General features: G+C 62.3%; 22 protein-coding genes. 14 read left to right on the forward strand and 8 right to left on the reverse strand.

Annotated elements, in window-relative coordinates; translation table 11 throughout:
- The first annotated feature begins 12 nt into the window (after positions 1 to 12).
- Positions 13 to 885, forward strand: coding sequence for an SURF1 family protein (locus SJY18_RS03460; protein WP_396668876.1), 873 nt, complete (start codon positions 13 to 15; stop codon positions 883 to 885).
- On the opposite strand, the gene SJY18_RS03465 is transcribed toward SJY18_RS03460, so the two are convergent.
- Positions 886 to 2,484, reverse strand: coding sequence for an ABC-F family ATP-binding cassette domain-containing protein (locus tag SJY18_RS03465; protein ID WP_363584193.1), 1,599 nt, complete (start codon positions 2,482 to 2,484; stop codon positions 886 to 888).
- Between the two features lie 200 nt (positions 2,485 to 2,684).
- Here SJY18_RS03465 and SJY18_RS03470 point away from each other — a divergent pair, with 200 nt between their 5' ends.
- Genes SJY18_RS03470 through SJY18_RS03490 form a run of 5 tightly spaced genes read left to right on the forward strand, consistent with a single transcriptional unit; the run spans position 2,685 to position 7,539 of the window.
- Entirely contained in the window at positions 2,685 to 3,737 is a 1,053-nt protein-coding gene (locus tag SJY18_RS03470) for an iron-siderophore ABC transporter substrate-binding protein (RefSeq protein ID WP_396668398.1), read from the forward strand.
- A complete protein-coding gene (locus SJY18_RS03475) occupies positions 3,734 to 4,780 on the forward strand; it encodes a FecCD family ABC transporter permease (RefSeq protein ID WP_396668399.1) in 1,047 nt (348 codons plus the stop codon). Before SJY18_RS03470 ends, SJY18_RS03475 begins: the two co-directional genes overlap by 4 nt.
- Positions 4,777 to 5,802 carry an iron chelate uptake ABC transporter family permease subunit gene (locus SJY18_RS03480; RefSeq protein ID WP_337337805.1) on the forward strand — a complete coding sequence of 342 codons (1,026 nt, stop codon included), beginning with the start codon at positions 4,777 to 4,779 and terminating at the stop codon, positions 5,800 to 5,802. The genes SJY18_RS03475 and SJY18_RS03480 overlap by 4 nt, the downstream gene beginning before the upstream one ends.
- The gene (locus SJY18_RS03485; protein WP_396668400.1) at positions 5,799 to 6,644 is read left to right on the forward strand and encodes an ABC transporter ATP-binding protein; all 846 of its coding nucleotides are present in this window, start codon (positions 5,799 to 5,801) and stop codon (positions 6,642 to 6,644) included. Before SJY18_RS03480 ends, SJY18_RS03485 begins: the two co-directional genes overlap by 4 nt.
- Positions 6,634 to 7,539 (forward strand): siderophore-interacting protein, encoded by a 906-nt coding sequence (locus SJY18_RS03490; RefSeq protein ID WP_396668401.1) that lies wholly within the window; start codon positions 6,634 to 6,636, stop codon positions 7,537 to 7,539. The genes SJY18_RS03485 and SJY18_RS03490 overlap by 11 nt, the downstream gene beginning before the upstream one ends.
- A 46-nt stretch (positions 7,540 to 7,585) precedes the next feature.
- On the opposite strand, the gene SJY18_RS03495 is transcribed toward SJY18_RS03490, so the two are convergent.
- From SJY18_RS03495 to sufB, 6 genes are read right to left on the reverse strand one after another with little or no spacing between them, the layout of a single operon-like run.
- Positions 7,586 to 8,746, reverse strand: a complete 1,161-nt coding sequence (locus SJY18_RS03495) for a MalY/PatB family protein (RefSeq protein ID WP_396668402.1) — start codon at positions 8,744 to 8,746, stop codon at positions 7,586 to 7,588.
- Positions 8,747 to 8,800: 54 nt separating this feature from the next.
- Complete coding sequence (locus SJY18_RS03500; protein ID WP_337337801.1) at positions 8,801 to 9,130, reverse strand: metal-sulfur cluster assembly factor; 330 nt, start codon at positions 9,128 to 9,130, stop codon at positions 8,801 to 8,803.
- A gap of 9 nt (positions 9,131 to 9,139) precedes the next feature.
- Positions 9,140 to 9,910 (reverse strand): Fe-S cluster assembly ATPase SufC, encoded by a 771-nt coding sequence (gene sufC / locus SJY18_RS03505; protein WP_396668403.1) that lies wholly within the window; start codon positions 9,908 to 9,910, stop codon positions 9,140 to 9,142.
- Positions 9,910 to 10,236 carry a non-heme iron oxygenase ferredoxin subunit gene (locus tag SJY18_RS03510; protein ID WP_337337799.1) on the reverse strand — a complete coding sequence of 109 codons (327 nt, stop codon included), beginning with the start codon at positions 10,234 to 10,236 and terminating at the stop codon, positions 9,910 to 9,912. The genes sufC and SJY18_RS03510 overlap by 1 nt, the downstream gene beginning before the upstream one ends.
- On the reverse strand, positions 10,233 to 11,420 hold the full coding sequence (sufD, locus tag SJY18_RS03515; RefSeq protein ID WP_396668404.1) for a Fe-S cluster assembly protein SufD: 1,188 nt from the start codon (positions 11,418 to 11,420) through the stop codon (positions 10,233 to 10,235). Before sufD ends, SJY18_RS03510 begins: the two co-directional genes overlap by 4 nt.
- Positions 11,421 to 12,839 carry a Fe-S cluster assembly protein SufB gene (gene sufB / locus SJY18_RS03520; protein WP_337337797.1) on the reverse strand — a complete coding sequence of 473 codons (1,419 nt, stop codon included), beginning with the start codon at positions 12,837 to 12,839 and terminating at the stop codon, positions 11,421 to 11,423. It abuts the gene before it with no gap.
- A gap of 261 nt (positions 12,840 to 13,100) precedes the next feature.
- Here sufB and SJY18_RS03525 point away from each other — a divergent pair, with 261 nt between their 5' ends.
- Together SJY18_RS03525 and SJY18_RS03530 are read left to right on the forward strand one after the other, a co-directional pair.
- Positions 13,101 to 14,042: a COX15/CtaA family protein gene (locus SJY18_RS03525; protein WP_337337796.1), complete on the forward strand. Its 942-nt coding sequence runs from the start codon at positions 13,101 to 13,103 to the stop codon at positions 14,040 to 14,042.
- Between the two features lie 96 nt (positions 14,043 to 14,138).
- Positions 14,139 to 14,630 (forward strand): dinucleotide-utilizing enzyme, encoded by a 492-nt coding sequence (locus SJY18_RS03530; RefSeq protein WP_396668405.1) that lies wholly within the window; start codon positions 14,139 to 14,141, stop codon positions 14,628 to 14,630.
- Positions 14,631 to 14,761: 131 nt separating this feature from the next.
- Here SJY18_RS03530 and SJY18_RS03535 read toward each other — a convergent pair whose 3' ends face one another.
- Positions 14,762 to 15,700, reverse strand: coding sequence for a heme o synthase (locus SJY18_RS03535; protein WP_396668406.1), 939 nt, complete (start codon positions 15,698 to 15,700; stop codon positions 14,762 to 14,764).
- A gap of 297 nt (positions 15,701 to 15,997) precedes the next feature.
- Here SJY18_RS03535 and tkt point away from each other — a divergent pair, with 297 nt between their 5' ends.
- Genes tkt through pgl form a run of 6 tightly spaced genes read left to right on the forward strand, consistent with a single transcriptional unit; the run spans position 15,998 to position 24,131 of the window.
- Positions 15,998 to 18,094 carry a transketolase gene (gene tkt, locus SJY18_RS03540; RefSeq protein WP_396668407.1) on the forward strand — a complete coding sequence of 699 codons (2,097 nt, stop codon included), beginning with the start codon at positions 15,998 to 16,000 and terminating at the stop codon, positions 18,092 to 18,094.
- Positions 18,091 to 19,206, forward strand: coding sequence for a transaldolase (gene tal, locus SJY18_RS03545; RefSeq protein WP_396668408.1), 1,116 nt, complete (start codon positions 18,091 to 18,093; stop codon positions 19,204 to 19,206). Before tkt ends, tal begins: the two co-directional genes overlap by 4 nt.
- Positions 19,203 to 20,819 (forward strand): glucose-6-phosphate isomerase, encoded by a 1,617-nt coding sequence (locus SJY18_RS03550; RefSeq protein ID WP_396668409.1) that lies wholly within the window; start codon positions 19,203 to 19,205, stop codon positions 20,817 to 20,819. Before tal ends, SJY18_RS03550 begins: the two co-directional genes overlap by 4 nt.
- 13 nt (positions 20,820 to 20,832) lie before the next feature.
- Complete coding sequence (gene zwf, locus SJY18_RS03555; RefSeq protein ID WP_396668410.1) at positions 20,833 to 22,383, forward strand: glucose-6-phosphate dehydrogenase; 1,551 nt, start codon at positions 20,833 to 20,835, stop codon at positions 22,381 to 22,383.
- Positions 22,380 to 23,345: a glucose-6-phosphate dehydrogenase assembly protein OpcA gene (locus SJY18_RS03560; protein ID WP_337337789.1), complete on the forward strand. Its 966-nt coding sequence runs from the start codon at positions 22,380 to 22,382 to the stop codon at positions 23,343 to 23,345. Before zwf ends, SJY18_RS03560 begins: the two co-directional genes overlap by 4 nt.
- A 6-nt stretch (positions 23,346 to 23,351) precedes the next feature.
- Entirely contained in the window at positions 23,352 to 24,131 is a 780-nt protein-coding gene (gene pgl / locus SJY18_RS03565) for a 6-phosphogluconolactonase (protein ID WP_396668411.1), read from the forward strand.
- Positions 24,132 to 24,154: the final 23 nt, after the last annotated feature.

Below are 24,154 nucleotides of genomic sequence, written 5' to 3' on the forward strand. Positions count from 1 at the left end.
AACGGGGTGAGCATGCAGAACCTGCCGCGTGCGGGCCGGTGGACGATCTACATCGCTATCGCAATCGTGTTCGCGATCGCGTGCGGATTCTTGTCGTACTGGCAGTTCACGCGAAACGAGAGTCGTGCGGAACAGCTTGCGCTCGTCGAGCAGAACTACGATGCTGCGCCGGTCGCACTGGCCGAGTTGATTCCAGCGGGCAGCGATTTGCTCGCCGAAGACGAATGGCGGCCTGTCGAGCTGGTGGGGCAGTATCTTTCTGACGACGAACTGCTCGTGCGCAATCGCCCGCACGGTGGAACCGCAGCCTTCGAAGTTCTCGTTCCGTTCGAAACGAACGATGGCAGAGTGATTCTCATCGACCGCGGCTGGGTTGCGCCGGGCGAAGACCAACCAGATCCAGACGTCGTGCCCGCTACACCCACCGGCGAGGTGACTGTCGTTGCGCGCTTGCGCCCCAGCGAAGCGCTCCCCTCATCTGGGCGCTCCGCACCTGAGGGGCAGGTGCCCACCATCAACGTGCCCCTGGTCGCTGCCACCATTGCGGCCGACGCGGGAGCCATGATGGACCGCAGCGTGTACGGCCTGATGTCGTCTGAGGATCCGGCCATGGCAACAACGCCCGCAGCGCTGGACAAACCCTCAGAAGATCCGGGACCGCACCTGTCGTACGCGATTCAGTGGATCTTGTTCGCGGTCATGGGCTTCGTCTTCATTGGCTACGTTATTCGCACCGAGCGTCAGTACCGGCGCGAGGATGAGGAGGACGAAGCAGATAGTTCGGGCGATACGTCGAAATCTGCCACTCCCCGACCTTCCCGCAGGCGCGATCGCGACTCAGACGACGAAGATGCCCTGATCGATGCGATCGGCTACCGGCCCTGACTACGCGAGCGTGATCAGGTCGATGTAGTCGCGACCCCACAGATCTTCGACGCCGTCGGGCAGGATCAGCACCCGCTCGGGGTTGAGGGCCGAAACGGCACCCTCATCGTGCGACACGAGCACTACCGCACCCTCATAGTGCGCGAGTGCTCCGAGAATCTCTTCGCGCGACGCCGGATCGAGGTTGTTCGTCGGCTCGTCAAGCAGCAGCATGTTCGCGCTTGAAACGACCAGCGTCGCCAACGACAGTCGTGTCTTCTCGCCACCAGAAAGCACGCCCGCGGGCTTGAGCACATCATCGCCCGTGAACAGGAATGAGCCGAGCACCTTGCGCGCTTCGGTGGCATTGATGTCAGGAGCGGCAGACATCATGTTCTCAAGCACTGAGCGATTGACGTCGAGGTTCTCGTGCTCCTGTGCGTAGTAGCCGATCTTGAGTCCGTGACCGGGCTCGAGCTGACCGGTATCGGGCTGATCGACGCCAGCGAGAATTCGCAACAGGGTGGTCTTTCCCGCACCGTTCAGCCCTAGAATGACAACTTTGGAGCCACGGTCGATCGCGAGATCGACATCGGTGAAGATTTCGAGCGAGCCGTAGGATTTTGACAGCCCCGTCGCCATGAGCGGCGTCTTTCCGCATGCAGCGGGCTTCGGAAAGCGGAGCTTGGCGACGCGCTCTTCTTGGCGAACATCGTCAAGGCCCGACAGCATCTTCTCCGCACGCGCGACCATCTGGTGCGCGGAGGCGGCTTTAGATGCTTTTGCGCCGAAGCGTGCCGCCTGCATCTGCAGTTGGGTGGCCTTCTTCTCTACGTTGACTCGCTCTTTCTTGCGGCGCTCTTCGTCGGCCACACGTTGGCGCAGATAGTTCTTCCAGTTCATGTTGTAGACATCGATGACCTGGCGATTGGCGTCAAGGTAGAAGACACGGTTGACTGTCTCGCCGACAAGCTCGACATCGTGGCTGATCACGATCAGTCCGCCCTTGTAGCCCTTCAAGAACTCGCGCAGCCACACGACGCTGTCGGCGTCGAGGTGGTTGGTGGGCTCATCCAGGATCATCGAGTCCGCGTCCGAGAAAAGGATTCGCGCGAGCTCGATACGGCGACGCTGACCGCCCGAAAGGGTTTTCAGCTGTTGGTCGAGAATGCGATCGGGGAGCGAGAGGTTGTGCGCGATCGATGCGGCTTCGGCTTCGGCGGCGTAACCGCCCTGTGCTTCGAAGCGCTCGGTGAGGTTGCTGTACTTGCGCATCGCGCGCGCGGCCACCTCGGGGTCAGCATCCCCCATCGCCAACGAAGCTTCGTGCATACCCAGAGAAAGCGTGCCAAGGCCGCGAGCATCGAGGATTCTCGTACGCGCCAGCATTTCAGGGTCGCCGGTGCGAGGGTCTTGGGGCAGGTAGCCGAGCTCTCCGGAGGTGTCGACGCGTCCATCTGCCGGGATCAGGTCTCCGGCCAGCACTTTCGTCAGCGTGGTCTTGCCCGCACCGTTTCGTCCGACGAGCCCTACCTTGTCGCCGTTCGAGACGCGGAACGAGACGTCCGACATCAGTATGCGCGCGCCTACGCGGATTTCGAGGTCGTGCACGGAGAGCACAGCGAAACGTCCGTTCCTTTGGGGTGAGTGATGGCCAGAGTGATCGAGCGATCGAGCCGACCCCCAAGTATAGAGTGCGCCGCCTGAGGATCTGTCGGACGGCCTGCAGCCCACCGCCTCACCTCGCAGTGACGACAGTGAGTTCGCGCATGACCGCTGCAGCAAGTAATGTAAGGCTTGCCTAACTAATCGGAGGAAACGTGCCCCGCAACCGCTCAGCCGTAACCGCAATCGCTGTTACCGCCGCTGCCACCCTTCTGCTCACCGCCTGCGCCAGCCCCAGCCCCAGCACAACTGCTGACTCCGCGAGCGCCGCGAGCGTCTCTTCTGACGAGCATTTCCCGGTGACCGTCGAGCACGTGTATGGCGAGACTGTCATTCCCTCTCAACCAGAGCGGGTCGCCACTGTCGCGTGGGCAAACCAAGAAGTGCCTCTTGCCCTCGGAGTCGTTCCCGTGGGCATGGCGAAGGTCACATGGGGAGATGACGACGACAACGGCATCCTGCCTTGGGTCGAAGATGCCCTTGCTGACCTTGATGCAGAGACGCCGGTGCTCTTCGATGAGACCGACGGGATCGATTTCGAAGCCGTCGCCGACACCGCCCCCGACGTCATCCTCGCGGCATACTCCGGACTGACACAGGAAGAGTACGACACGCTATCGAAGATCGCCCCCGTCGTTGCCTACCCCGACTTCGCCTGGGGCACCACCTATCAAGACATGATCAGGATGAACTCTGCGGCGCTCGGGCTCTCTGAACAGGGCGATGCCCTCATCGATGAGTTGCAAATCGAAGTGGAGACCGCGCTCGCTGGCTACCCCGAACTCGCAGAGTCGACAGTGATGTTCTCGTACATCAATCCAGCCGACCTCAGCGAGATTGGTTTTTACAGCAGCCACGACACCCGCGCCAGCTTTCTCACCGACTTGGGATTGCCCTCGCCCACAGCCGTCGATCAAGAGTCAGCCCTCTCAGACCAGTTCTTCATGACGGTCAGTGCTGAGCAAGCCGAACGCTTTGATGACGTCGACGTCTTCGTCACGTATGGCGAAGCGGACGGTGCGATCGTCGACGCGATTCAGGCCGACCCGCTGCTCTCGCAGATTCCCTCGGTGGCGGCCGGTCAGATCGCTGTGCTCGAAAACGGAACCCCGCTCGCTGCATCCGCCAACCCATCCCCGCTCTCCATCAGCTGGGGTATCGACGACTACTTCGCTCTGCTTGCTGGGGCTCTCACGCCGGAAGGTTGAGCGCACCGCTAGCTCCCGAACCGCTGTCGGGTGCCGCCCATGCGCGGCGCTCGACAGCGGTTCGCTGGGCATGGCTTGCAGGCGGCGTCGTGTTGCTCACACTGCTGTGCGCGGCCTCCGTGGCTTTCGGAGTGCGCTGGGTGACGGTCGACGAAATAGTCCGTGGCCTCAGTGGCGACACCTCCGGTGTGCCCGAGGCCGCAGTCGTCGCTCGCGTCCCACGCACTGTACTCGCGATACTCGTCGGCGCTGCCCTCGCTGTGTCTGGAGCAACGATGCAGGCGGTAACCCGCAATCCTCTGGCTGACCCCGGCATCCTTGGAGTGTCGGGCGGTGCGGCGCTCGCAGTGGTGATCGGACTGGCCTTCTTCGGCATCAGCAGCCCCTACCCCACGATGGCCCTCGCGATCACCGGGTCAGCGGTAGCAGCCGTATTCGTCTATTCGGTGGGGTCACTGGGCCGCGGTGGTGCGACTCCGCTCAAACTCGCTCTTGCCGGTGCTGCTACGGCTGCTGCGTTCGCCTCACTGACAAGCGCGATCCTCCTCCCCCGCGTCGACATCATGGAGACATTTCGCTTCTGGCAGATCGGTGGCGTCGGCGGCGCAACCTGGGATCGCATCATGCTCGTAGCGCCGGTGCTCGCCGCGGGCGCGTTGATCTGCTTTGCCTGCGCAAGGGGTATGAACTCGCTCGCGCTCGGCGATGACCTCGCTAGCGGCCTCGGCGAGAACGTCGCCCGAACGCGCATCATCGCTTCGGCGGGCGCGGTCATTCTGTGCGGTGCGGCGACGGCGGTTGCTGGCCCGATTGCTTTCGTGGGTCTGGTCATCCCACACCTGTGCCGTCTTCTGATTGGCACCGATCACCGCTGGTTGCTGCCCTTCTCTGCAATCGCGGGCGCAAGTCTTCTGGTGGCCGCTGACGTCATCGGCCGTGTCATCGCGCGCCCCGACGAGATCGAGGTGGGCATCATCACCGCACTCATCGGCGCACCGTTCTTCATCTGGATCGTTCGTCACCAAAAGGTGCGCGAGCTGTGAACGCCACTGTCGTGCGCGCCGGAAGGCGTTCCCGTGCGCGCCGCAACATCGCCGTGATCATCACCCTGACCGCCGCGCTGTCGGCAGTGTTTGCGATCAGCCTGATGATCGGCAACACGTTCTATGGTCCTGGTGAAGTGATTCGTGTGGTCCTCGGCGAGTCTGTGCCGGGAGCGTCCTTCACCGTCGGCGAGTTGCGACTCCCCCGGTCCGTTCTTGCTGTTCTGGCGGGGTTTGCCTTCGGCATGGCCGGGGTGACTTTTCAAACCATGTTGCGCAATCCCCTGGCTTCGCCCGACATCATCGGCATCAGTTCGGGTGCGAGCGTGGCAGCCGTTTTCGCGATTGTGGTGCTTTCGCTCAGCGAGACGCTCGTTTCGGTCTTTGCTCTCGGCGGCGCACTCGCCACCGCAATCGCGATCTATCTGCTCTCGAACAAGGGCGGACTCTCAGGCACGCGCCTGATTCTCATTGGCATCGGCGTCGCAGCCATGCTCGACAGTGTCATCACCTACATTCTGTCCAAGGCACCAGCGTGGGATCTTCAGGCGGCGATGCGGTGGCTTACGGGCAGCCTCAACGGTGCAAGCTGGCAGGTTGTGTTGCCTTTTGCTCTCGCCAGTGCCGTCCTCGTGCCGGCGTTGCTTTCGCAGTCGCGAAACCTCGGCATGCTGCGGTTAGGCGATGATTCTGCCGCGGGGCTGGGCGTACGGGTGAGCAGCACGCGAATCATTCTGATTCTCACCGCGGTAGCACTGCTCGCCTTCGCTACAGCGGCCACGGGGCCGATTGCCTTCGTCGCATTCATGGCCGGCCCGATCGCGGCCCGTGTGATGGGTGGTGGCGCATCGCTATTGGTTCCCGCAGGGCTCATCGGCGCCCTTCTCGTGAGCACGTCCGACCTCGTCGGCCAGTTCGCCTTCGACAACCGCTACCCGGTGGGTGTGATCACCGGCGTGCTCGGCGCGCCGTATCTCATCTTCCTTCTCATCAGAACCAACCGTTCAGGAGCCTCGCTGTGACCGAATCTCATCGACTGCGTGCTGACGGCATCACGCTCGCCTACGGCGATCGAACTATCATCGAGGGTCTCGATCTCGAGATTCCGGCTGGTGCGATCACAGCGATCATCGGCGCGAATGGATGCGGCAAGTCGACGTTGCTGCGCGCGCTCGCACGCCTGATCGCCCCCAAAACCGGACACGTGATCTTAGACGGCAAGGATCTGCACACCCGCCCTTCCAAAGAGGTGGCCCGCACGCTAGGACTCCTGCCCCAGAGCCCTGTCGCTCCAGAAGGCATCGTCGTGACCGACCTCGTCGGCCGAGGTCGGCATCCACATCAGAAACTGCTCGCCCGGTGGAGCGAACACGACTATGAGGTCGTGGCGCAGTCGTTGGCCGCAACGGGGGTCGAAGACCTGGCAGACCGGCCTGTCGATGAGCTCTCTGGTGGGCAGCGTCAGCGCGTGTGGATCGCCATGGCACTCGCGCAAGAGACCGACATTCTGCTGCTCGACGAGCCGACCACGTTCCTTGACGTGGCACACCAGATCGAAGTGCTCGATCTGCTCACCGATCTCAACCGCAACCTCGGATCAACCATCGTGATGGTGTTGCACGACATGAACATGGCTGCGCGCTACGCCGACTACGTGTTTGCTCTCAGCGGCGGTCGCGTCATCGCACACGGCGCGCCGAGCGAGGTGATGACCAGCGGCCTGATTCGTGACGTCTTCAACATCGAGTCAGAGATCATCACCGACCCGGTCTCAGGAACACCTATCGTGCTCCCACGCGGACGTCACCATATTCTCGCTCGCCCCGACTCGACCGATAGCAAAGGAACCCCGAATGTCAGCTGAGACGAGTCGTTTCTTCCGCGCCCGCGTGAGCGCAATCACACAACTCACACCCAGTTTTCGACGCTTCACCTTCACCGGCGACGACCTGGAGCAATACGGAGATCCGGGCTTCGACCAGCGCGTGAAGATTGTGTTCCCGACCCCAACCACGAGCATCGATGCGATGCCGATGGGCGACGATTGGTACTCCGCATGGCGCGCGCTGCCCGAAGATCACCGTCCGCCATTTCGCACCTACACAACGCGTGCCGTGCGCAACCCTCAGCGCGAAGTCGACATCGACATGGTCGCGCACGACGTTCTTGGGCCCGCATCCGCCTGGATCGCTCGAGCTTCGGTGGGTGATGAGGTGCTGATCTTTGCCCCGACCACCGCGCACGCCGATGTCAGCTTCGGTGTCGACTTCGTGCCGCCCGCGACGACTGATCACATTCTGCTTGCCGGCGACGAGACGGCCGCGCCCGCCATTGCTGTGATTCTCGAGCAGCTCCCGACCCAGGCACGCGGCATGGTGGTGCTCGAGGTTCCCGAGCTCGGCGACACCGCCTATCTGCCTTCGCATCCGGGCTTCGACATTCGTGTGCAGGCGCGCACAGCCGAATCCAGTCGGCACGAGTACCTCGTCGAATCTGTTGAGGCTGCCGTCGCGCGTCTCGCCCCTGAGGGTCGAGGCGGCCACGTCGAAGAGATCGACGTTGACACCGAGATTCTGTGGGAGGTGCCGCGCACAGCGAAAGGCGGCGCGGCGCTCAAGAGCGCACCGCTCTATTCTTGGCTTGCCGGTGAAGCCAGTGCGATCAAGACCTTGCGCCGCCACCTCGTGTCAGACTGCGGCGTCGACCGTCGCGCGGTCGCGTTCATGGGTTATTGGCGACTCGGCCGGGCTGAGGTCTGACAACCGGCTGAGCGACCAGAATCGCTTCGAGCAGATACAACCCCGCTCACGATCGGGTCATCACACCGATTCGCTCGATTGCATCGCGAAGCACGTCGGGTGAACAGCCGAAGTTGATGCGCACGTGCCCTGACCCTTGCTCACCGAAGTCCGGGCCAGCATTCAATGCCACTCTCGCCTCGTGCAAGATCCTCTCGGCGGGGTTCACCCCCCAGCCGAGCGCCGACAGATCGACCCACGCCAAGAAGCCAGCATCCGGAATCTCGTACTTTGCTTCGGGCACGTGCTCGGCGAGCAGGTCCGCAAGCAGTCGGGCATTCTCGTCAAGCCGGGCGAGAAGCGAGTCAAGCCACTCGTCGCTTTCGGGTGAAAACGACGCGACCGCTGCCATCGCCCCGAACAAGCCGGTGCGCCACTCCACTTCAGCGGGCAGCGCCTGCACCACACCAATCGTCGCCGGGTCGCTGGCGACCATCAGCGCGCACTTGAGACCGGCTGTGTTGAAGGCCTTGCTGGCGCTCGTGACGATGTACCCGACCCGTGCGGCCGCCGCCGAAGCCTTGAGGAAGGGAGTGAACGTCACCGTGGACTGCACGAGTGGAGCATGAATCTCGTCGCTGATCACGGCTGCCCCGAAGGCTTCAGCCAGATCAGCGAGCGCCGCGAGGCTCGCCTGGGAGTGCACCGTGCCAGTGGGGTTGTGCGGGTTGCACAGCAACACGCAACGAGCACCGGCAGCCAATGCGGCCTCGATACCAGGAAGGTCAAGCGGCCAGCCTGCATCGCCGTGGAGCAGCGGCACCTTTTCAACCACGGCGCCGGCCTCGACGACAGTGTCGTAGAACGGCGGATACACCGGTGGGGTGACAATCACGCGATCGCCGGGCTTCGTGACCACGCGGAGCAGTTCGACCACCCCCATGATGACGTCGCACGTCCAGCGCACTCCCGCGGGCTCGACGCTCCACCCGTATCTGCGCTGCGCAAAGCCGACGAAGGCATCACGAATGCCCGGTTCAGGTGGTGTGTATCCGGTGTCGCCACGTTCGACCGCACGCACGAGTGCGCGCGAGATCGCAGGCGCCAGAGCGAAGTCTGTCTCGGCCACGAAAAGAGGCAGCACGTCTGCCGGATATCGCCGCCATTTCGTGCTGGAGCGCTGACGCAACTCATCGATCGGCAATGCTTCAAGGGGAATGGCGCTCACCCCTCGACCCTACCGACCGGCCCCCGCCAAGGGGACCGACGACGAAATACGAAGTCAAATAGCGAAGCCGAGCGCCCGCATCATGTCGCGTCCGTCGTCGGTGATGCGCTCCGGTCCCCACGGCGGCATCCACACCCAATTGATCCGAAATTGGTCTACGACGTCGTCCAGCGACTGAGCCGTTTGCTCCTCAAGAACGTCTGTCAACGGGCAGCCAGCTGATGTCAGAGTCATGTGAATGACGAGAGCATCGTTTTCGTCGTCCCAGCTGAGGTCGTAGATGAGACCGAGGTCGACGACGTTGATCCCCAGTTCGGGGTCCATCACGTCTTTAAGTGCCTCGGTGACTTCATCGAACTTCTCGGGACTGAGCGTTGCTGTCATAGGTTGACTCTACGCCTCAGTGTCGACTGCGGGCTCGAGATAGCGGTCATATCCTTCATCTTCGAGGCGATCAGCCAGTTCGGGCCCACCCTCCTCGACGATTCGACCGGCGACCATCACGTGCACGAAGTCTGGGTGGATGTAACGAAGGATGCGTGTGTAGTGCGTGATGAGCAGCACACCGAGGCCGGTGGTCTCCTTCGCACGATTAACGCCCTCAGACACGACCTTGAGCGCGTCGACGTCAAGACCCGAATCAGTCTCGTCGAGGACGGCGAACTGGGGCTTGAGCAGCTCAAGCTGGAGAATCTCGTGGCGCTTCTTTTCGCCGCCAGAGAAGCCTTCGTTCACATTGCGCGCTGCGAACTTAGGGTCCATGCGCAGATCCTTCATCGACTGCTTGACCTCTTTGGTCCACGTGCGAATAGCTGGCGCCTCGCCGTCGATAGCGGTCTTTGCGGTGCGCAAGAAGTTCGTCACAGTGACGCCCGGAATCTCCACGGGGTACTGCATCGCGAGGAACAGCCCTGCGCGTGCGCGCTCGTCAACCGTCATCTCAAGTACATCTTCGCCGTCAAGCGTGATGGAACCGCCGGTGACGGTGTACTTGGGGTGACCGGCAATCGTATAGGCAAGTGTCGACTTGCCCGAGCCGTTGGGGCCCATGATCGCGTGGGTTTCGCCTTTGCGCAGGGTGAGCGACAGGCCGTTGAGGATGGGGGTGGTTCCCTCTTCCGTTTCGACCGTGACATGCAGGTCGCGGATCTCAAGAACAGACATCAGATTTCCTTCTTCACGTTCGGGTCAATGAGCACGTCGTCGCCGTCAATAGTGACGACGAATACCGGTACGGGCTCGAATGCAGGGAGATTGAGCGGCTTGCCGGTGATCAGCGAGAACGCCGAGCCGTGGGCCCAGCATTCCAGCGTGTCGCCGTCGACAAAGCCTTCGGACAGCGACACATCGCCGTGGGTGCAGGTATCGCCAATAGCGTGGACATCGCCGTTGGAATCGAGAACCACCGAAATGGCGACGCCGTCGACTTCAACGCGCTTCGCAGCATCCTGTTCGAGCTCGCTGAGTGCGCAGGCGCGTTGCGCGGTCATCGGGTTCCCTCCTGGGCGAGCTCTTCCTCTACAGCGGCAATCAATTCCGCCTCAAGCGAGTCGATGCCGATCTTCTGAACGATCTCGGTCAGGAAGCCGAGCACGACAAGACGACGAGCCTCGTCTTCGCTGATTCCACGTGCCTGCAGATAGAAGAGCTGCTCGTCATCGAATCGGCCAGTGGCGCTCGCGTGCCCTGCGCCGCGGATGTCGCCGGTCTGGATCTCGAGGTTGGGGATCGAGTCCGCGCGCGCACCATCGGTGAGCACCAGGTTGCGGTTCGCTTCGTAGGAGTCGGTGCCCGTCGCATCCGGTCCGATGAGCACGTCACCGATCCAGACGCTACGCGCGCCTTCGCCCTGCAACGCGCCCTTGTAGAGAACGTCACCGGATGTCTCGGCACCCTTGTGGTGCAAGAACACCTGGCTCTCGAGGTGCTGCCCGGCGTCGGCGTAGCTGAGGCCGAACATCTCACCGTGCGATCCCGCACCCGAAAGCTCCAAGCTCGGGTTGACTCGCACAACGCCGCCCCCAAAGCTGACGACAACATGGCGCAATGAGGCATCGCGGTCGACACGTGCCTGATGGGCGGCGACGTGAACAGCCTCGTCATCCCATTGCTGCACCGAGACGACTTTGAGGTTTGCCCCGTCACGCACGATGATCTCAACGTTCTGTGCAAACAGAGCGGGCCCGGAGTGACGCAGAAGCACTGTCGCGTGCGAGTTTTCGGCAGCTTCGATGACGAGGTGCTGGTGGGTGAGTTCCGTCACACCGGTCACGTCGATCAGCACTGGCTCCGAAAGCTCAAGCGAAGCGGGGATGCGAACGTGTGATGCCTCGCTCGAACGCTGCCACGCAAGCGCGCCCGACAGGTCCTCGGGAACGAAAGCCTCGCCGCGCGGGGCTTCACCGATCGCCTTCGTGGTGATCTCTACGCCGTCTGGCGCTGTGATCGTCACCGATGCGTCGGTCGAGGCAGCAGCCAAGTCGAGAACGCCTGTGATTCGATCTACCGGCGTGTGCTTCCAGTTGACTTCGCGCCCCGAAGGCGCGCCGAAGTCTTCGGGTGAGTACGAGGTGGGGCGCGCGGAACGGGTCTGAACAGGAACGACTGCCCCAGCCCCGTCGGTGTGCGCGCGAGAACCTGGCACCACAGCGGGCGCCTGAGTTGTTGCCGTCATCTAGCCGACACTGCCTTCCATGCCCATTTCAATGAGCTTGTTGAGTTCAAGTGCATATTCCATCGGCAATTCTCGCGCGATCGGCTCGATGAAGCCGCGGACGATCATCGCCATCGCTTCGTCTTCTGGCATGCCTCTGGACTGCAGGTAGAAAAGCTGCTCTTCGCTGACCTTTGAAACCGTCGCCTCGTGCCCGAGCTGAACGTCATCCACACGGATGTCGATGGCCGGGTAGGTGTCTGAGCGTGAAATCGAATCAACCAGCAACGCGTCGCATCTCACGGTGTTGGCGGAGTGATGGGCGTTGGCATCTACCCTGATCTCACCGCGATAGCCGGCACGACCGCCGCCGCGCGCGATCGACTTCGAGACGATCGACGACTGCGTGTACGGGGCCATGTGCACCATCTTGGCGCCAGCATCTTGGTGCTGGCCCGGACCGGCGAACGCTACCGACAAGGTCTCACCCTTGGCATGTTCGCCGACAAGGAAGATCGACGGGTACTTCATAGTCACCTTCGAGCCGATGTTGCCGTCGACCCATTCCATCGTCGCGCCTTCGTGCGCGACCGCACGCTTGGTGACGAGGTTGTAGACGTTGTTCGACCAGTTCTGAATCGTCGTGTAGCGAACGCGGGCGTTCTTCTTCACGATGATCTCAACCACAGCCGAGTGAAGCGAGTCACTCTTGTAAATCGGGGCCGTGCAGCCTTCGATGTAGTGAACGTACGAGCCTTCGTCGGCGATGATGAGCGTGCGCTCAAACTGGCCCATGTTCTCGGTGTTGATGCGAAAGTAGGCCTGCAGTGGAATGTCGACGTGCACACCCGGAGGCACGTAGACGAACGAACCGCCCGACCACACAGCGGTGTTGAGCGCAGCGAACTTGTTGTCGCCCGAGGGGATCACCGTTCCGAAGTACTCCGTGAAGAACTCGGGGTGCTCGCGCAACGCCGTGTCGGTGTCCATGAAGATGACACCCTGCTCTTCAAGGTCCTCCCGGATCTGGTGGTACACGACTTCAGACTCGTACTGCGCTGCCACACCAGAGACCAGGCGCTGGCGCTCTGCCTCGGGGATGCCCAGCTTTTCGTATGTGGCACGAATCTCTTCGGGAAGATCTTCCCAGGTTTGCGCCTGCTTCTCAGTAGAGCGCACGAAGTATTTGATGTTGTCGAAGTCGATCCCGCTGAGGTCTGCTCCCCATGTCGGCATCGGCTTGCGACCAAACAGGTCAAGACCCTTCAGCCGAGCCTTCAACATCCATTCCGGCTCGCTCTTAAGCGCCGAAATGTCTCGCACGACCTTGTCGTTGATTCCACGTGTCGCGCTCGCTCCCGCGGCGTCGGCATCGTGCCAGCCGAACTCGTACTGGCCCAGGCCATCGAGTTCGGGTCGATCGATCAGCACATCAGACATTCACGTTCTCCTCCGAGCCCCGGCGGTGTGATCCGCCCCGGCACTCCTGCTCCTTCGATGGAGTTACCGAAGGGGGATGCCGCTGGTGGGCCCTGCTCAAGCGGCGCTGGCCATCGCGCCTAGACTGTCGGTGGTGATTTCGCGCAGAACGCGGCCGCCCGACTTGCTCGATTCTACAGGGTTCACCTGTGTAACAGGTCACGGTGTGACGTTTAAAACTAAGCGCGCCCCACAAAGAAACAGCCCAGGAGGCTCACCTCGATGTCGATCGACACGACCACAACCCCTCAGCCGGGACTCATTCGCCGGCTATGGTCCCGGCTCCCCCACACCGTCGATCGGCGTGTGGTCGCGATGGCGTGGACGACCCTCGTTGTGCAGATTGGCATTGTCGCGACCGGAGGGCTCGTCCGCCTGACCGGATCAGGGCTCGGCTGCCCCACCTGGCCTCGATGCACCGAGGATTCGTTTGTCGCCACCGAGGCGATGGGCATTCACGGTGTGATCGAGTTCGGCAACCGCATGTTGACCTTCGTGCTCGTGATCGTGGCGATTCTGATGTTCTTGTTCGTGGTGCGCATGCGGCGAGAGCGCCGCGATCTGTTTTGGCTGTCGCTAGTGATCGGGCTGTATGTGCCGTTGCAGGCGATCATCGGCGGCATCACGGTTCTCACGAACCTGAATCCCTACGTCGTTGGTCTTCACTACTTCGCGTCTGCGGTGCTCGTTTCGCTGGCAGCGGTCCTGCTCGTGCGCGTCTACGCGCAGCCCGGAGCACGCACACGCGTCGTGCCGCTCTGGTACGCGATCGTCGCCTATCTCACTGCTGTCGGCGTCGCGGTGACGGTTGTGGTCGGCATTCTTGTGACCGGCTCCGGACCTCACGCTGGAGATGGCGGAGCCGCGCGGAATGGCTTGGATGCCGAACTGTTGCAGCATGTGCATTCATGGCCGGCGTACGTCACATTCGGCCTGTCACTCGTGCTGTTCGCCGCAGCGTGGCAGATGCCATCTGCGCAGCGCATGCCGGTATGGACCGGGTTGCTGCTCGCGACGGAACTGCTGCAGATTGCCATCGGCCTGTGGCAGGCACGCACAGGTTTGCCGATCATTCTCGTCAACATCCACATGACGTTGGCTGTCGCCCTGGTCGCGGCGATGACGGTCGTCGTGATGAAATTGAGGGCTCCACTTCATAGCTAACTCATCGAATTCACATACCATCCCGTCGGTGAGCCACGTCAGGCTATCCGTACTGCGGTTTCGACCGCGCCATCTAGAAGGAGTCCTCCCATCACCATGAACACTCGCCCCGCTTTGGTCCGCAGCATCCCGTTCTGGGCACTTATCGTTGCCTCCCTTGCCTCACTCGCTTACGGCGTCTCGCTCGTGACCGACAAGATCGCCGTCATGACCGTGACGCTGACCGAGGGAACCGCGACCGGTGTCGAGGTCTACGTCGGCCAGTCCATCGCGCTTCTCGGTTCGATCCTCATCGGAGTCGGCGTACTCGGTCTGCTCATCGCGCTCGCGATCGCCGCAGCATCCACCCTTCGCGCACACCCGCCCGTCGAGGTTGTCGAGCCGATCGACTGGGACAACCAGGACGAAGTTGCGGTCGACGCCCCCGCACCCGCAGCCTACGAGCCTGCATCGGTTGACGAGGTTGTCGAGCCTGTCACTGAGGCAGAGCCTGTCGTCGTTGCGGAGACCGCCGATGAGGTAATCGTGGCAGAGCCGGCTGAGCCAGCTGCTGAGCAGGCCAATGGCGCGGAGTCCTCAAAGAGCTGAACGCTCGAAGAGCCTTTCCGTCGAAACGCATGGCCTCGAACACCTGATTCGAGCAGCTGAACCACGGTGTAAACAAGCAACGCCCTTCCGCCATGCGGGAGGGCGTTGCTTGTTTGCCAGCGGCGCTGAGCTCAGAAGGGCAACAACGGGTCGACGGCGATAGCGATGAACAGCAGCGTCAAGTAGCTGATCGAGGCATGGAAAACCCTCATCGGCTTGGGCTCTTCACCGCGAACTGACCGATTGTAGAGTCGGTGCGATTCATAGATGAACCAGCCGCCGAACACCAGCGCAGACACGCTGTAGACCAGGCCCATACCTGCAACCGGGATCAACAGCAACGAGCACACCAGCGTGGCCCAGGCATAAAGAATGACCTGCAAGCCCACCTGCGAGCTGCTGCGGGTGGCTCCGAGCATCGGAACGTGCACGTCGTCGTACTGATCCTTGTACTTCATCGACAGCGGCCAATAGTGCGGCGGCGTCCAAAGGAACACCACCACAAAGAGAATGAACGGCGCCCATGCGAGAGAACCTGTGACGGCTGTCCAGCCGATGAGCACGGGGAAGCAGCCGGCGATTCCGCCCCAAACGATGTTCTGCTCGGTGCGGCGCTTGAGAATCATCGTGTAGATGACGACGTAAAAGAAGATTGCCACTGCCGACAGCGTGGCTGCCAACCAGTTCGTCGTAACCCACAGCCAGACCGTCGAGCCGATGGCGAGCACCCACGAGAAGATCAGCGCAGCACGCGGCGATACCTCGCCGGTCACGAGCGGTCGGTTCACCGTACGCTTCATGTGCGCGTCAATGTCGCGGTCGAGGTACATATTGAACGCTGCGGCAGAACCGGCGCTCAGTGATCCACCGATCACGGTGGCAAGAACGAGCCACAAGTCGGGAAGACCGCCAGCGGCGAGGATCATCACCGGAACGGTTGTCACCAACAGGAGTTCGAGAACGCGAGGTTTCGTCAACGCGATGTAAGCGCGAACCGTCGTGCCGAAGCTCTGGCTCGCCCCCTGGGGTGCAGAAACGGACGCCTGAGAAGCCGTCGTCGAAATGTCCATCGCCCCCGCTATCGAAATCTTGTGAGCCGGGTCAAGTCTATGGCATTGGGCGAGGTGCACTTCTGCTCGAGCGAGACTGCCGCGACGGTGTGAATCTGGTGAAAATGCCGCCGGTGCCCAGGGGCGATATCGCACCCTGGCGAAAGACTTTGACACACAACCGGTCACATGAGGCCCTCGGCATGCCCCTTCGCTATGCTGAGACTGCACGCGCGTCTCGTGCCTCATCCCCTCTTGCTGCCCGGAACGCGGGCTGGGATCTGGCGGAAAGCGGGCGCTCCTCGAGAAAGGCCTTTTGTGTCGGAACTGCGTTGGGATGAAATCGATCGGCGTGCGGTGGATACCGCCCGCGTTCTTGCGGCTGATGCCGTCGAGAAGGTGGGCAACGGCCACCCTGGCACCGCGATGAGCCTCGCTCCCGCTGCATATCTGCTGTACCAGCACGTGCTGCGCCATGACCCAACCGACACCGGCTGGCTGGGACGCGACCGGTTCATTCTTTCGGTCGGCCATTCATCTCTTACCCAGTACGTGCAGCTCTACTTGGGCGGGTTCGGTCTCGAACTCGAAGATTTGAAGGCACTGCGCACGTGGGGGTCGCTGACTCCCGGACACCCTGAGTACGGCCACACCGACGGTGTCGAGATCACCACCGGCCCGCTGGGTCAGGGCCTGGCGTCGGCGGTCGGTTTTGCCTACGCCGCGCGCTATGAGCGCGGATTGTTCGACCCCGAAGCTGCGGCGGGCACCTCGCCCTTCGACCACAACATCTATGTCATCGCGGGTGATGGCGACCTGCAAGAGGGCGTAACCAGCGAAGCATCGTCGCTCGCTGGGCACCAGGCCCTGGGCAATTTGATCGCCATCTACGATTCCAACCAGATCTCGATCGAAGATGACACCAACGTCGCGTTCACCGAAGACGTCGCTGCTCGCTACGAATCCTATGGCTGGCACGTGCAGACGGTTGATTGGAAGAAGACCGGCGACTACGTCGAAGACGTCGCCGAGCTGCACGCGGCAATCGAGGCCGCAAAGAGCGAGTCGGCCAAGCCGTCGCTCATCATCCTGAAGACGATCATCGGGTGGCCTGCCCCAGGAAAGCAGAACACCGGCAAGATTCACGGCTCCGCGCTCGGCGCCGATGAACTCGCTGCAACCAAGAAGGTGCTCGGCTTCGACCCTGAGCAGTCGTTTGTCGTCGCCGACGATGTGATTGCTCACACTCGCGCGCTCAAGGACCGTGCCGCTGAATCGCGTGCCGAATGGCAGAACTCTTTCGATGCGTGGGCGAAGTCGAACCCCGAGCGCAAGGCGCTGCTTGACCGGCTCGAGGCCAAGACCCTTCCCTCGAACATCGATGACGCACTGCCCGCATTCGAAGCCGGCAAGGAGGTATCGACCCGTGCCGCGTCAGGTACGGTCATCAATGCTCTCGCTGCCGAACTCCCTGAGCTCTGGGGCGGCTCGGCTGACTTGGCAGAGTCAAACCTGACCACCATCAAGAGTGCGAAGTCGTTCATCCCAGCCGAGTGGTCGACGAGCGAATGGTCTGGTGACCCCTACGGCCGCGTGCTGCACTTCGGCATCCGCGAGCACGCGATGGGCGCGATCGTCAACGGAATCATCCTTCACGGTCCTACACGTGCGTTCGGCGGCACGTTCTTGATCTTCAGCGACTACATGCGCCCCGCGGTCCGTCTGGCTGCGCTGATGAACATCCCGTCGGTGTTCGTCTGGACGCATGACTCGGTGGCGCTGGGCGAGGACGGTCCCACGCACCAGCCGATCGAGCAGCTCGCCACGCTTCGCGCGATTCCCAACTTCGCTGTCGTTCGTCCCGCCGATGCAAACGAAACCGCGGCTGCCTGGCTCGAGATCTTGCGCCGCAACGAGGGCCCCTCGGGTATCGCTTTGACCCGCCAGAACATTCCGGTGTTCCCGCGGCGCGAAGGCGACGCCTCGGGCGACGAATTCGCTTCGACGGCGGGTGTGGCCAAGGGCGCCTATGTATTGGTGGATGCTGCCAACGGCGCACCAGACGTGCTGCTCATCGCGAGCGGCTCCGAGGTGCAGCTCGCAGTCCAAGCACGCGAAACGCTAGCGGCCGAAGGCATTGGTGCGCGCGTCGTGTCAGTGCCGTCGCTGGAGTGGTTCGACGAGCAAGACGCGGACTACCGGGAGTCTGTGCTTCCCGCAGCTGTCAAGGCGCGCGTTTCGGTCGAGGCTGGCATCGGCCTCACCTGGCGCCACATCGTCGGAGACACCGGCCGTTCGGTATCAATCGAGCACTTCGGCGCTTCGGCTGACTACAAGACCCTGTTCCAGAAGTTCGGCATCACCGCCGAAGCCGTTGTTGAAGCGGCGCGCGAAACCCTCAAGGAGAACGCATGAGCACCACCCCCACCGCCGACCTTTCACACGCGGGCGTCAGCATCTGGCTCGATGACCTCTCGCGCGACCGCATCGCCTCGGGCAACCTCAGCGAACTGATCTCGACCCGAGACGTCGTCGGTGTGACGACCAACCCGACGATTTTCCAGGGTGCAATCTCGGCCGGCATCGGCTACGAAGAAGCCATCGCAGCTCAGGCCAGCAAGGGCGCAACGGTCGACGAGACGATCTTCTCCCTCACCACGACTGATGTGCGTGACGCATGCGACATCTTCCGCCCGATCTACGATGCGAGCAACGGCGTGGACGGCCGCGTATCCATTGAGGTCTCCCCTGTCGTCGCCCACGACACCGAAGAGACGATCGCACAGGCCAAAGCTCTATACGAGGCAGTTGACCGCCCCAACGTGCTGATCAAAATCCCGGCGACCAAAGCGGGCATTCCGGCCATCGCAGAAACGATTGCTGCTGGGATCAGCGTCAACGTCACGCTGATCTTCAGCCTCGAACGCTACGCCGACGTCATCGACGCATACCTTGAGGGCCTGGAACGTGCCCACAGCGCTGGCATCGACCTGACCGGCATCCACTCGGTCGCATCGTTCTTCGTCTCACGCGTTGATACCGAAGTCGACAACCGGCTCAAGTCGATCGGCACCGACGAAGCGACCGCTCTTCTCTCGAAGGCTGGCATCGCCAACGCACGTCTCGCCTACGAACTGTTCGAGCAGAAATTCGCCGAGAAACGTGCCCAAGACCTCGTAGGATTCGGCGCCAACGTCCAGCGCCCACTGTGGGCATCGACCGGAGTCAAAGACCCCGCGCTGCCCGATACCCTCTACGTGACGGAGCTGGTAGCGGCTGGCACGGTCAACACCATGCCCGAGAAGACCCTGCAGGCAACGTTCGACCACGGCGTGATCGGCGGAGACACCATCACGGGCAACTATGCCGACGCGCACAGCGTTATCGATGGGCTCGCAGCGGTGGGCGTCGTGATCGATGACGTCACCCAGTTGCTTGAAGATGAGGGCGTGTCGAAGTTCATCGCTTCGTGGCACGATCTGCAAGGCACCGTTGACGCGGCCCTGAAGGATGCGGCAGCCCGATGACCTTCGCCATCCACCTGAGCGGCCACGTGAAGTCGGTTGTAGAACAGACATTGCCCACCCTGGTGGGCTCTCTCGTCGCTTCGGGAATCACCGCGGGCGATTCGAGCCTTTGGGGTGCCGACGCCGAGGAAGAAGCCACGAAGCGGCTCGGGTGGGTGGATGCCGTGAGTGTCTCGCGACCCCTGGTCGACGAGATTCTCGCTCTTCGTGAAACCCTCGTTGCCAAGGGCGTGAATCGTATCGTGCTCGCGGGCATGGGAGGGTCGTCGCTGGCACCGGAGGTGATCGCTCAGACCTCGGGTGTGCCGCTGGTGATCGTCGACACGACTGCTCCCGGCCAGGTGCTCGCCGCCATCGATGGAAGCGCCGGCGGCGATCTTTCGCAGACCGCCCTGGTCGTTTCCTCGAAGTCTGGCGCTACTGTCGAGACAGACTCCGCGAAGCGGGTATTCGAGTCAGCCTTCCGCGATCTCGGTATCGATCCGGTGGAGCGAATCATCGTGGTCACCGACCCGGGGTCGCCGATGGATCAGGCCGCTCGCGCGGATGGCTACACCGTCTTCAACGCTGACCCCAATGTGGGGGGCCGCTACTCGGCGCTGACCGCATTCGGGCTGGTGCCTACGGGGCTCGCCGGCGTAGACATCACCGAACTACTCGACGAAGCGGAAGCGTCTCTGCTCGAAGTCGCGATCGACAGCCCCGATAACCCCGCACTCGTGCTCGCCGCCGCGATCGCCGGAGGTAACCCCCGACGGGACAAACTGGCTCTGATCACTGACGGAACCCATATCATGGGTCTGCCGGATTGGATCGAGCAGCTGGTCGCTGAGTCGACCGGCAAGAAGGGCACCGGCATTCTGCCCGTGCCGCTCCTGCCGGTATCTCCCGAGGTCGAGTCGCGCCCCGCCGACCTTCAGATCGTTCGAATTGTCGATGAGGCGAACGAGTTTCACTTCTTCGAGCACCACGAGGGTGAAATCGTCATCAGCGGCTCGTTGGGCGCGCAATTCATCGTCTGGGAGTACGCCACCGCGATCGCCGGTCAGATGCTCGGGATCAATCCGTTCGATCAGCCCGACGTCGAGTCAGCGAAGGTCGCCACGCGCGGTTTGCTCGACGCGCGCCCGGAAGCTACCGCACCCGCCTTCGTCGCTGATGGTGTCGAAGTGCGAGTCTCAGACCCTGCGCTGGCATCGTCTGGCACGATCGCTGGCGTGCTCGACGCGCTGTGGGCTCAACTGCCAGCAGATGGATACGTCTCGGTGCAGGCCTATGTCAACCGACTCACCATGCACCAGTTGCAGGGTCTTCGCGAGCTGGTAGCCGCCGACTCCGGCCGGCCAACCACATTCGGCTGGGGCCCGCGCTTCCTCCACTCCACCGGACAGTTCCATAAGGGTGGTCCCGCGACCGGAGTCTTTCTTCAGATTCTCGAAGCGACAGATCTCGATCTCGAGATCCCCGAGCGTCCATTCACTTTCGGTCAGCTCATCGCTGCACAAGCTGCCGGAGATGCGAGCGTGCTCGCCGCGCATGGCCGCCCTGTCGTGACGCTCACACTCACCGACCCGCAGTTCGAAATTCTGTCGCTCTTCGAAGCGGCGCAATAGGAGTCTTCACTCAATGACAATCGACATATCGCGAGGCAACAACCCGCTTCGCGACACCGGCGATGACCGACTCAACCGCATCGCTGGCCCGAGCGCCTTGGTCATTTTCGGGGTTACCGGTGATCTTTCGCGTAAAAAGCTCATGCCCGCGGTGTACGACCTCGCGAACCGCGGACTGTTGCCCCCCGGGTTCGCGCTAGTCGGGTTTGCACGGCGCGACTGGGAGGATCAAGACTTCGCTGAGGTTGTTCACGACGCAGTGCGCCAACATGCGCGCACCGAGTTCCGAGACGAAACCTGGCAGCAGCTGCTCCAGGGCATTCGGTTTGTCTCCGGCGAATTCGGTGATCCCGAGGCGTTTGCACGCCTGCGCACCACGGTCGAGAAACTTGACGTCGAACGAGGAACGATGGGCAATCATGCCTATTACCTGTCAATTCCTCCGAAAGACTTTCCCCTTGTCGCAGAGCAACTGAAGTCTTCTGGGCTAGTGGATGACACTGCAGACCAACCCGACCGCTGGCGCCGTGTGGTGATCGAGAAACCTTTCGGGCACAACCTCGACACCGCACAATCGCTCAACGACGCGCTGCGCTCCGCGTTTCCGGCCGACTCCATATTCCGAATCGACCACTACCTCGGCAAAGAAACCGTGCAGAACATTCTGGCGTTGCGGTTCGCCAACGAACTGTACGAACCGATCTGGAACCGCAACTACGTCGACCACGTACAGATCACGATGGCCGAAGATATCGGCGTCGGAGGACGCGCCGGCTACTACGACGGCATCGGCGCCGCACGTGACGTCATTCAGAACCACCTGCTGCAACTCATGGCGTTGACCGCGATGGAGGAGCCGATCTCATTCGACGCCGCGAATCTGCGTGCTGAGAAGGAGAAAGTACTCGCGGCAGTCACACTGCCCGACGATCTCACGCTGTCCACGGCTCGCGGACAGTATGCGGGCGGTTGGCAGGGCGGCGAAAAGGTGCTCGGCTTTCTCGAGGAAGACGGCATGAATCCCGCGTCCGCTACTGAGACCTACGCGGCGATCACGCTTGAGGTGAACACCCGCCGTTGGGCCGGAGTTCCGTTCTATCTGCGCACCGGCAAACGACTCGGCCGCCGCGTCACTGAGATCGCCGTCGTCTTCAAGAGCTCACCTGAGCAGCTATTCTCCCGCAGTCAGACCTCCGGCCAGGGGCAGAACGCGCTCGTCATCCGCGTGCAGCCCGATGAGGGCGTGACGATCCGGTTCGGCTCAAAAGTTCCCGGCGCGGGAAACCTGGTGCGCGATGTCACCATGGACTTCGGCTACGGGCATGCGTTCACCGAGGCGAGCCCAGAGGCCTATGAACGGCTCATTCTTGACGTGCTGCTCGGTGATCCGCCGCTGTTCCCCCGTCACGAAGAAGTCGAGCTGTCGTGGAAGATTCTCGACCCGATTGAGGAATTCTGGTCAGCCCAGGATGGTGCACTCGAACAATACTCACCCGGGTCTTGGGGTCCGGCATCCGCGGACGAAATGCTCGCCCGCGATGGACGCGTCTGGAGGCGCCCATGATCGTTGATCTGCCCGACACCACCGTCAGTAAAATCTCCCGAGCACTCGTCAATGTGCGCGAAGAGGGTGGCGCTGTCGCCCTTGGCCGAGTTCTGACCCTCATCATCCTCACGCGACACGGCGCGCTCGAAGAGGTCATCGAGGCGGCGAACGATGCGTCTCGCGAGCACCCGATGCGCGTCATCGTGCTGATGATCGCCGATGGCGATGCTGAATCGCGCCTCGACGGACAGATCCGTGTTGGCGGAGATGCCGGTGCGAGCGAGGTTGTCACTCTGAAGGTTCAGGGTGAGGTCGGCGACCGCAACCTCGAGTCTTTGGTGACAGGCTTGCTGCTTCCTGACGCTCCCGTCGTCGTATGGTGGCCGAACCGCACGCCCGATCTTCCGTCGAAAACCTCGATCGGCAAGATCGCCCAGCGCCGCATCACCGATGCTGCCACCAAGTCCGATCCGTCCAAGTGGGTGTCATCGCTGGGTGATCGCTACGCTCCGGGCGATACGGATCTGGCATGGACCCGTCTCACCAGGTGGCGAGAACAGCTGGCGGCGATTCTCGACCAGCCGCCATACGAGACGGTGACAGCGGTTCGGGTGCGCGGCGCCGCCGACTCTCCCTCGACTGCTCTGCTCGCCGCATGGCTGCGTCTCGCGCTCGATGTGGAAGTCGACTGGGGCTACCTCGACGAATCCGAGTGGCCGCACGGCATCAAGTCAGTCAGCCTGGTTCGCGAGAGCGGTGAGGTGCTGTTGGAGCGCCCCAGTGCGGGAGTGGCAATCCTGACCCAGCCTGGCCAACCAGTTCACGATCTTTCTTTCCCCCGACGCACGTTGCGTGAGTGTCTTGCCGAGGAGTTGCGGCGTCTCGATCCAGACCTCCTGTATGGTCGAGTGATCAGCGAAGGTTGGAAGTTGCTGGGCCCGCCGACGGTGGTTGGCCCGTCCGGCCAGACACAGGAGTAGGCGAATATGGTCGAAGCGTGGGCCGAGAAGTTTGTGGTCATCGGCCCAGACCCGGCGTCGCTCGCCGCATCGGTGGCAGATAGATTCCTTGATCGCGTCGGCAAACGTGCCGGCGAAGGCAAGACGGTCCACGTATCGCTCACCGGCGGCTCAATGGGTGCCGCCGTGCTTTCCGCTGCGTCGCGCAGCACCGAAGTGAGCAAGATCGACTGGTCTCTCGTTCATTTTTGGTGGAGTGATGAGCGTTTCGTCAGCCGCGATGACACCGACCGCAATGAGAAGCAGGCGCGTGAAGCTCTGCTCGACAGTCTCGATCTTCCTGCCGAGAATATTCACGCCATCGCAGCCGCCGATGAGGGCGGCACCCTCGACGATGCCGCGGCTGCCTATGCCAGTGAGCTCGCGTCATTCGGTCGCGATGGACGACTTTGGCCGTCGTTCGATATCTGCTTCCTCGGCGTAGGCCCCGACGGCCATATCGCTTCACTTTTTCCCGACCGCGGCGAGATCCATATCACCGATGCGGCAACAGTCGTCGTCCGCGACTCTCCCAAGCCGCCACCGGAGCGCGTCTCGATGACCCGGCCGGTCATCAACGATTCCAAACGAGTGTGGATGGTGCTCACTGGCGCAGACAAAGCATCGGCGCTAGGGCTCGCGCTCGCAGGGGCGAGTTACTCCAACGTTCCAGCCGCTGGCGCCAAAGGGCGCAAGCGCACGGTCTTCTTCGTTGACGAGATGGCTGCAGAGAAGGTGCCACACGAGCTGATTGACCGCGAGTACTGATCTCGCGGACGCAAGAGACAGAG

The sequence above is a fragment of the Microbacterium sp. R86528 genome (genome assembly GCF_044596335.1).
Classification (GTDB): Bacteria; Actinomycetota; Actinomycetes; order Actinomycetales; family Microbacteriaceae; genus Microbacterium; species Microbacterium marmarense.